This window comes from Campylobacter concisus (genome assembly GCF_902460715.1).
In the GTDB taxonomy this organism is placed as follows: Bacteria; Campylobacterota; Campylobacteria; order Campylobacterales; family Campylobacteraceae; genus Campylobacter_A; species Campylobacter_A concisus_AK.
The window spans coordinates 261,206-271,227 of record NZ_CABPUX010000003.1 but is presented as its reverse complement, the minus strand read 5'-3'; the positions used below and the strand labels follow the sequence as shown (position 1 = coordinate 271,227).

General features: G+C 38.0%; 6 protein-coding genes. All 6 read left to right on the top strand.

Annotated features, from left to right (window positions below; translation table 11 throughout):
- A partial coding sequence (locus F3G91_RS10100) for a M23 family metallopeptidase (protein WP_317454222.1) occupies window positions 1–891 on the top strand: 891 nt, incomplete at its 5' end.
- The gene (locus F3G91_RS10095) at window positions 888–1,346 is read left to right on the top strand and encodes a hypothetical protein (RefSeq protein ID WP_149701480.1); all 459 of its coding nucleotides are present in this window, start codon (window positions 888–890) and stop codon (window positions 1,344–1,346) included. The genes F3G91_RS10100 and F3G91_RS10095, both read left to right, overlap by 4 nt.
- A gap of 22 nt (window positions 1,347–1,368) precedes the next feature.
- Window positions 1,369–2,157 carry a hypothetical protein gene (locus F3G91_RS10090; protein WP_103558683.1) on the top strand — a complete coding sequence of 263 codons (789 nt, stop codon included), beginning with the start codon at window positions 1,369–1,371 and terminating at the stop codon, window positions 2,155–2,157.
- A gap of 1 nt (window position 2,158) precedes the next feature.
- The gene (locus F3G91_RS10085) at window positions 2,159–2,566 is read left to right on the top strand and encodes a hypothetical protein (RefSeq protein WP_149701479.1); all 408 of its coding nucleotides are present in this window, start codon (window positions 2,159–2,161) and stop codon (window positions 2,564–2,566) included.
- A gap of 202 nt (window positions 2,567–2,768) precedes the next feature.
- Window positions 2,769–4,634: a hypothetical protein gene (locus F3G91_RS10080; RefSeq protein ID WP_149701478.1), complete on the top strand. Its 1,866-nt coding sequence runs from the start codon at window positions 2,769–2,771 to the stop codon at window positions 4,632–4,634.
- Between the two features lie 106 nt (window positions 4,635–4,740).
- The gene (locus F3G91_RS10075; protein WP_149701477.1) at window positions 4,741–10,014 is read left to right on the top strand and encodes a FecR family protein; all 5,274 of its coding nucleotides are present in this window, start codon (window positions 4,741–4,743) and stop codon (window positions 10,012–10,014) included.
- Window positions 10,015–10,022 lie beyond the last annotated feature (8 nt).

The following is a 10,022-nucleotide window of genomic DNA, read 5'->3' as shown; positions in this document are numbered from 1 at the left end:
CTTACTAAAGAGCTAAAGAGTGAAGATAGTACAAATAAGAGATATCAAATTTACATAGATGAAGCAAATTCCGCAAACAATCAAAACCCAAGCAACACAAACCAAACAGGTCAAACAAAGATAAACCAAGATACCAAGTATGGTATCAACCTACTAAGCAAAGATAATATGAATAGCTTTATAAACTCTTTTAATGAGTCAAAGAGTATAACAAGAGTAGATAAGGGTATGTGGGTGGATGGGGATAGGGAAGCCTTAGTCAAGATAGAGATAGGAAATGAGATAGTCTTTCCACTAAAAATCAAGCCTTTAAATGATAAAGGTATGGAATTTGACTGGACACTTATGATAGGCGATACAGGAGAGAGTCAGGCTATATTTAATTGGGATAGACCTGGTGGCAGAAAGCATGCTGCAAGAGATCTATATGCAGACAGGATAGCTAGAACAAATGCAAATGAATTAGCTTTTACATCAAATGTAGAGATAGTATCTATAGCTGATGGCGAAGTAATAAAAGCTGGTCCTTTTTACTATAAAACCAATCATATAACGATACAATACGACACAGTAGAATTTGGTAGCTTCATAATTAGATATGGAGAGGTCGATCCTTCAAGAGTAAAAGTAAAAGTAGGTGACAAGGTGAGAAAAGGTCAGGTTATAGGATATGCAGGATTTATGATCAATAATGGAAAGCATCCAGGAATAATTAAAAACGAGATAGTAACTATGCTTCACTTTGAGTACTTTACAAATGGAGCCAACACAAAAGATGCCTTTACCGTCACAAATGATCCAAATAATAAATTTAAAAGGCGTAAAGACTTAGCAGATCCTATAGAGATACTAAAAGAGGGATATAAAAACACGTTTGGAGAGATACTATGAAAAATACATTTTTAAAAATAGTCTTAGCTTTACTTGTAGCTGTAAATTTATCATTTGCGACAGATGACTATGATAATAGTTGGGAGAAAAAGGCAGTACCTAAAAAGTTTTTAAATAAAGATTGTAAAAAGCTTGTGAAGAAAATTTGGATTGAAACTAAGTTTACTTATTACGAAAACACCATATTAGATGTATGGAAAGATTATGTTTTAATGCTATTTTTTCCGCCTAAGCCAGAGTTAAAAGATATAGAGCGTATGAAAAACACAAGATATATAACCCACGATGCAAATAACTATTCTTATGACTTTGATTTTAAATGGATAAATAAAAATACTCTTTTGGTTCAACTATTTGATACAAGCCCTGAAAATAGCTGTGAGTTATGGCTATTTGAGGAAAAAAATAGCAATGTAGATGTCTATAAATTTACATCAAGATATTTACCTGATTAATAAATTTATAAAGGACTAAGATATGAAATTTAAAACTATATTATTATTAAGCTTTCTAATAAGCTTAAATTTAAGTGCTTTTGAGCCTATGAACCCTAGTATAGCTACCAAAAAAGCTAGTGATGATTATAAACAGGTTGATACCTTGGTATGGTGTGACGCAGACTATGGCAGTGACTTTATTGATCCTAGCTTTAAATGCTATGACGATAGTGGCAAGTATAAATTTAAAAAGTATTCTTTAGAAGATTTAATATGCCAGTCAGACTATAACTCTTTTAGAGATAACTACTTTGCTGATCTTTATAATCTAATCGTAAAAGAAAAACCAAATTTAAAGGTTCAAGCCGAAAAGATAAATAGGGATAGAATAAAAAACAGTAAGAAAAAGTGCATAGCACGTAGTTATAAAAAATTTGAGGTAAATTGCAACGATACTGATGTTATGTCAAATACTATTCACTGCATAAAATCACACTATAGAAGCTATACTGCTAAACTAGCTTTACTTCTTTATAAAAACGACAAAGAGCTATTTAAGAGAATTTACGGCGAAGACTATGAGAAATTTAAAGAGGTCTTTGAAGATACTTTAAAGTATGTGCCTATACTTTACTCAGAAGTAGAGCTAAATGGTATTAAAAATACAGATGATAAGCCTTATGCTGAGTTTTTAAGAAAGTATGATGACTATACCGGCAATTATGGTAATTATAAAATCCATGATCTAATTTATATAGTCTTAGTCCAATACTCCCTAATAGATAAAAATGGTCACTTAGTTTTGCCAGAGAATAGAAAAGAGGAGTAGTGTGCCTACTCTTCATAACTTCCCCCTACCCTCATCTAAAGATGAATATCTAAATTTCAACATTCTAAATTTCGCTAAGGAGAATAACTTTACCCTTAGAGATGATAAAGACTCAGCTATGTTTGATATGAAGCTTCGTCTAGCTCTTGGTAATAATGTAGTACCTACATCAACATCTAGCTCAAGCCTTGCTCTAACACTAGATAATCTCATCATTGAAAACGAAAAAGGTGAAGCTAGTGATATAGATAAGGTATATCTTCACCACTGCGGTGATAAGAGTATATATGAGAGCAGCTCTTTAGTTAAAAATAAAGACTCAGATATCAAAAACTCATATACAGCTACATTTAATATCCCTATAGACGGCGTTTTAAAAGAATACGAATTTGGTTTTGAGTATCCGTGATTTTAATATAGTTTTATAAAAGATAAAATAACCTACAAATAGTCTAAATACTCACCAAACAAGGATGAGTTTAAAGGTATTACTTTGACGTAAAACAATGATAATATCTGGCGCATCTTGCTACAATCCCCACAAAATAAGACCTTAACTATACATATTTTATAAATTTATCCGATATGGCTTAGAATACAACGAGGAAAAGATGAAAGATAAAAAGCTGATCATAAAAGACATTCAGGGCGAAATTTACGTCATAAGCCAAGATGGAAGCATAAAAATGCTAAAAGATGGCGATGAGATTTACGCTGGTGAGAAAATTTTTACTAAAAATTTAGACGCCAAGATCACTTTAGAAGATGGCAAGCAGGTAAATTTAAGCGCTCATCAAAGCATAAATTTAGATGAAATTTTAAAAATTTCAGCAAAAAAAGCACAGGAGCAAAGCGATCACTCTAACGGCTTTGGCGCGAGCGAGGGTATATCTTTGAGCATGGCTAGTTTTGCTACAAGCGGACATAGCGCAAATATCCATCAAATTTACAACCAACACAGATCTTTAGAGCCAAACATAAGTAGCGCCCAGCCAAGAGAGTTAAAAAGCGTCTCAGGTGCTTCTAGCATGCTGGTAGAAAAAAGTAGCACCGCTGTGGAGCCAAAAGAAGAGCCATTTATAGATACCATAAATGTGTTAAACGTCACAAACAGAGGGCTGGATGCAGATATCTGGCTTTATGACTCAGCTAGAAACCATGGACGAGGTCTTGATTATTATAATTTGGAGCGAAGCAAAAGCATACTAAAAGAGTGGAGCGCAAGCCATCACGTAAGTGCGACAAGCACATTTAACGACTTGCGTTATGCAACTGGTAATCAATACATGCCACCTTTTTCATCAGAAGACCTAAATGTAAAAGTACGTAACCGCACTCCATCAGACATAGAGCTTGCTAGGATAGGACGAGACCCAAATGTAAATTACACCAAAGATAGAATCGATAGAGGTTTTGACCCAAATGTTGAACCACCTAATAAAAATGGTCACTATAAATTATTCGAGTCCAAAATCACCGCAGATGGAGTAATGGTCAGCATGGATGGCTGGATATTTATAAAAAACCGTAGTGCTATCGACAAGTTTTATTATGAAACAAAGCAACAAAGGCAAAGTATTAAGTTTGAATTTGATGGTAGAGAAATTTCATGGCAGCCATTTGCAACAGCAACTAGAAATGGTGGCATAGATGAAGGCAGTGCCATACAGAGCGAAAGTACAAATAGCCTAAATTTAACAAATGATTATGGATTTTATAAAATACATATAGAAGTATCCGATGAGAGATATAGTTATATGTTTAGAGTGCATCCAGATAGCACTTTTAGTAGAATTATTTCAAATGACCCTGATATAAAACTAGTCAGCAACGCTTATATGGAGGCTCTTGCTCAAAAAGGCCTTGTAACAAAAGAGAGCGATACCTTCTATAAGGCAAAAGAAATAAATGGTACGAAATTCGGCGACAATCCAAATGACTTTGATAAAGAATTTAAGCTAACATTTGACGGCACAAAAGACGTTGGCAGCAACCTTGATGACAAATTTATCTTTAACTCACACGATATCGACGCAAAAGGTGGCATAGATACGCTACTTTTTACCCAAAACGTGGATCTAACAAAGATAAGTGAGCTAGATAAGCGCCTTGAGAGCTTTGAGCGCATCGAGCTTGATGACACAAAGGCTGTGAAGCTAAAGCTAAATGGGCAAAACATAAGCGACATGATAGACTCCAACCCTACCAAAGGGCCTGATGGCTTAGAGAGTCTAAACACCATCCTTAAAATTTCAGGCGATAGTGACGACGTGGTGCAGCTCGTTGGAAATTTCATAAAAGCTACAAGCGCCGAGGTAGCTGCGCTAAATGCAAAAAATAGCGTAATCGGAGCTGGTTATAACAAACTCAATGAAGTTGGGGGCGAAGCGGTCAATCAAGTCTATAAAGGCGAAAACAACGCTGGACAGACATTTTTTGTCGAGATAGATAAAAACGTGCAAGTCGAGGTGATGTAGTAAATTTACAAGAGCTAAAGACCTCATCCCAAAAAAGCCACCAAACTATATAAATTTTAAGAGATTTTCCGATATTACAATACACACATTTTACAGGGATGAAAAAATGCCAAATTTTGACGCCATAAGGATCGGCGTTATCAAAAAGATCAAGGGTGAAGCCATCGCCATAGGCAGGGACGGCACTATGAGGGTGCTGCACAAAGGCGATGAAATTTACCTTGGTGACGATATAAAAACGAGCGAAAACTCAAACCTTACCATTGTTTTTGATGACGGCGAAAAGGCTTATGTCGGCTTTAGCTCGGTATTTCACACTATAAATGTCTTTGCTGAGCATAAGGGCGAGCTAGTCATCCCAAAAAATGCAAACATCCTTGAAAATCATAAAGAACACGCAAATGACGATGATCAAATCTCCCATCAAGAGCTATCTTCTCACGGCTCATCATCACACAACTTCGCCTCTGCTGGCAGTGGTGGCATCAAATTTGAACTAGGCGGCCACTACTCAAATATCTACGACTTCTACACGGGTTTGCGCGCTCTTGAAGCTAGGCATGACGAGGTCAAATGGCCAGTTGGCGAGGCTAAGATCGGCGGGGTCTCTTATGCTGGATTTGGCGCCCAAAACCTAAATTTTACACCTCCAGAGCCAAACATCGTGCTAAATTTCAACCTCACAAGCGACACTGGCGAGAAAAAGGGCTTTTTAGGAGGAGCGCAGCTAAACTCACTACCAAAAACTCCTGATGGCAAGAAAATCATCACAAGCATAGACGCCCATATCCCAGACGTTGCTAAAAATGGCGACATCATCACGATAAAGACAAACATGAAAGGCGGTGGCAAAACTAGCAACTACAAAGTAAATACGATAACAAACGAGCTAATCCCAGTTGATAGCACCGGCACGCCCACTGGAGCGCCTCCTATACCTATCGTAAATGGCAAAGCAGAGATCACTGGAGTTGAAATTTTAAACCATGGCAAAACGACCGTGACAAGCTCATACACCACTGGTGGCAGAACATTTACCGCGCCGCCAACTGCCTATGAGCTAAACGACACGCCAGCCATCTCAAAAGTGACAGCCACGCTTGATCTTGATAAAAATGGCGACGGCGTGATAGATGCGACCGAGCTAGGATATGGCAGTGGCACGCAAACTAGCGGTATGAAATTTGTAGTGCCTGATGAGCTTAGCACCGGAGATAAGATCACGTTTAAGCTAAATGAACCGGGCAAACCACCAGTTGAGAAGAAATTTACGCTAGATAAAGAAAATGGCACAGCAACTGACGAGGACGGCAACACATATACATTTACGACCGATGAAAATGGCGCGGTTAGCTTTAGCGTGCCAAATATCGCAAACATCACGGCAGGAAGCAGCATAGAAACTGGCGTAGTTGATAAATTTGGCAACGTATCAGCCACAAGCACTACGCCAAGCAGCAGCGTAAGCGACACAGTCAAAGTGACGCTAACAGCTGATAAAAATGGCGATGGACTGATAAGTAGCGACGAGATAGGTGACGGCACTTCAAAGATTGAGATAAATTTACCTCGCACTATAAAGCCAAAAGAGAGCGTCACTATAAACATAGGTGGCTCGCCAAAAGAATTTGTAGTAAGCGACGATGGCACAAGCGTCTATGATAAAAATAACCCAAGCGTAGTAGTGCCAATAGTTAATGCTAAATTTGAAGTGCCAGGTGTAAGCGTGCCAGTGACACCTAGCTCAAGTGTATCTATAAGCACAACGGTTAATGACGAGCATGGCACGCCAAAACCAAATGGCTCAAGCAGCCAAACAACCCCAAGTGTAGTAGTAACTCCACCTCCAAAATCAGCCAAGATAAGCTTTGCAGACGATAAGCCAGGATCAGATGGAAAACCTGATGGAAGGCTTGATACTTCAGAAAATAGATACGATACTGGCGATCCAACTAAAACAGATGCCTACATCAAAATTCCAAGTATCATAAAAGAAGGCGATAAGATAGCCATCGATGTCACCAACCCAGACGGCAGTAAAACGCACAAGGTTTATACATACACTAACGGCAAGATAATCGCCCCTGATCACAATGAAGTGCCGCTAAATGATGGTAAATTTAAAATCACAGTGCCAATAGAGCATGGCAAAACCACAAGCATAACGACGACCATGATGGATAAAGCTGGCAACAAAGGCGAGAGCGATACAAACGAGATAAAATTTAATGCTAGTCCGGTGGCAAAATTTGTAAAAGATTTGGACGGAGATGGACTTATAGATGACACTGGACCAGTAGCTGTTACAAGCTCAGATGTAAAAGTCTATGTCCCAAGCGGTACCCAGCCAGGCGATACGCTAAAGATCAGCATACTTGATCCAAATACAAATAAACAATCAACCGTAAGCTATGTCTTAGATGACGATGGCGTACATATGATAAACAAGAAAAATCCAAGCGATATCAAAGTGATAAACGAAGGAGCTATCACTATACCAGATGTACCGGTAAGTAGCAAACGTCCGACTTTAGTCGATGCGACCCTTATAAAAGATGATGGAAGTGCCATTTCTGGTACTTCAAGTGGCAGGCTATTTGCCTTTGGTGTGCTTGACTATATAGACGATGTAAAACTTGTTACAAAGATAGATAATGCTGATATCCACTCCGCAAAATACCTAAACGAAGAGGACTACGAGCACATCATCTCGACAAGCCAGTATGAGTCAAATCTGGCCCAAAAGATAAACTACAACATCGCTCTTACGAATGACGAACAGCCATACATTAAATTTGGTATAAATAAGCCCGATACCACAAGCGACGGCAAAGGCTACGTGCTAATCGAGATAAAAGACGAAAACGCAAATGTAAGCGACAGCTTTATAGCCAAGATCGAAAACAACACCGTCATAGCAGACTTTGAAAAGGTTGGCAAAAAGCTAGATAGAACTCACCACATCATAGACGCCACCTACGTGGGAACTGACGGCGTGCCTCAAAGAGATGATAATCTAACTATCACAGTCGATCTTGACTCAAAGCCTGACAAGCTAATAGAATCTGACTTTGATAATATAAAAAACGGCTCTGGCAACTACGCTATAAATTTTAGCGGTAAAGGCGAAGCTGCAAACAATCCACACGATGAAAAATCAAAAGATGTAGAGGTCATAGACGCTGAGACATCTGAGAAGACGACACTGACACTTGATAGAAATTTAAGCTACTCTGGAAGCTTTAATGTAGCACAAAACACTGGCAGCAAAAACTACATCGTTGAAAGACTAGATGATGCAGGAAATTTAGCCGTTCAAACCGTGACTATGGTGGCAAACAAAGGCCTTGATGTTGATATGTGGTTTTATGATTGTACGAATAAAGAATTTATAAATAAATTTATGTATCCTGGACCATTCTTGCCAGTAGATAGTGCAAATTTATTTTTTGTAAAACATCACTATAAAGAGTGGATGGAGTGGGCTGGTGTTAGTGCAACTACTACGTTTGATGAAGTCTCCTTTAGGGGAGGAAAAGATTATAAATTAAGCTGGACTAGACCATCAGCGGGAGAGTTAAACACAAATGATATGGCAAGAGTAGGACACTCCCCTTTGGCAAGCGATACAGACCACACTAATACCCACTACAATGTAAATCACTCAGGTAATTACACCTTACTAGAAGCCGAGACAGTAGGAACAGACCTTGTCATGCATATGAGTGGATGGATATATATACAAGAAGATGGTGAGTACCACGTAAGAGCAGACCGCTTTCAAGACTATGTACATATGGAGCTTGGAAACTATAAAATAGATGCGCCATGGTGGAGAGGACAACCAGAAGATGCCTCTGGTAATACACTTTGGTCTACAACAGAAGTTAATAGAGTGGGTGATACTGTTTTGGGACACCCTAAAGTCATAACATTAAAAAAAGGCTTTTACAAGCTAAATATCGACTATATAGACCAAAGAACAGATGTGGATCTCGATATACAGATAAGAAAACATAAAAATCCGATATATACAGATGCTGACTATAAAAATATTGGCTCACAAGGAAGTGGCACACATCTTTTTAGTAATAGCTATATAAAAGCTTTGGAAGATAAAGGATACGTTAGTAGTGCTGATGCAAATGGCTATAGAAAAGCACTAAATGGTTATGGAAATGACCCAGATGATTTTAATAGAGTAATGCACTTAAAACACAATACAAATACTCTTGAAGGAAGTAATCTAAATGATGTCTTTATCTATAATGGCAAGAGTATAGATGCAAAAGGTGGTGTAGATAAGCTGATATTTGTTGAAGATACAAAACTAGAAAAAGTAGGTAATTTAAATGATACTTTAAAAAGTTTTGAACGTTTGCAACTAGGTACTGAAACCCAAGCTGTCTCAATATCACTAAATACTAAAAACGTTCTTGATATCATAGACTCAAAAGAGACCACCATAACCATTGGCTCAGGAAGTGGCAGAAAAAAGATACAAGATACGCAAAATATGAATACTGTCTTAAAAATCTCAGGCGATGATGAAGATGGCGTTAAGCTAATAAGTGATGGAAATAATAAATTTGAACTAGCTACTGATAAAGAAGTAACTATGCTTAACTGGAAACATAGTCAAGCCATAGGAGATGAATTTAACAAAGTAGAAGTCACAGCTGATAGCGGCAGTAAAACATATCATGATCATAAAAACGTAATAAATGATGCCAGCGGAAATACTACGATACTTAAAATAGACCATGCAGTAAATCAAGTCTATAAAGGCACATACACTGATGGAGCTAGCACAAAAACATTTTTCGTCGAGATAGATAAAAATATCAAGATCACTCACGAGGGAGATGATCAAGACAATACATTTACCTACGAAGGCAACAAGATAGATGCAAAAGGTGGCGTTGATACGCTCATCTTTACTGAAAATATCGATCTTAGCAGAGTGGATGATCTAAACGATAAACTAAAAAGCTTTGAAATTTTACAGCTTGGTAGCAAGAGCGCTCAGGCGGTCTCGATAGGACTGGATGCCAAAAGCGTGCTTGATATCATCGACTCACAAGTAACAGATGGTGGTCTAAAAAGCGTAAATACCGTGCTAAAGATCAAAGGCGATAATAATGACAAAGTGGCGCTAGAGGGCAAAGGCACTATCTTCACGCAAGCAACAGATGGCGAAGTAGCAGCACTAAATTTAAAACATAGTGCTTTAGGCGATACGCACAACCAAGTAGCAGTTGATGGTAGCGGACATGCTGTAAATCAAGTCTATAAAGGCACTTATGGCAGCGGAGGTAGCACACAAACATTTTTTATCGAGATAGATAAAGATGTAAGTGTAGTAAATTTGGTGCATTAAATTTAATT

Coding starts and splice junctions, on each gene's coding strand:
- F3G91_RS10080 (WP_149701478.1), top strand. CDS start 2,769: ATGAAAGATAAAAAGCTGATCATAAAAGACATTCAGGGCGAAATTTAC.
- F3G91_RS10095 (WP_149701480.1), top strand. CDS start 888: ATGAAAAATACATTTTTAAAAATAGTCTTAGCTTTACTTGTAGCTGTA.
- F3G91_RS10090 (WP_103558683.1), top strand. CDS start 1,369: ATGAAATTTAAAACTATATTATTATTAAGCTTTCTAATAAGCTTAAAT.
- F3G91_RS10075 (WP_149701477.1), top strand. CDS start 4,741: ATGCCAAATTTTGACGCCATAAGGATCGGCGTTATCAAAAAGATCAAG.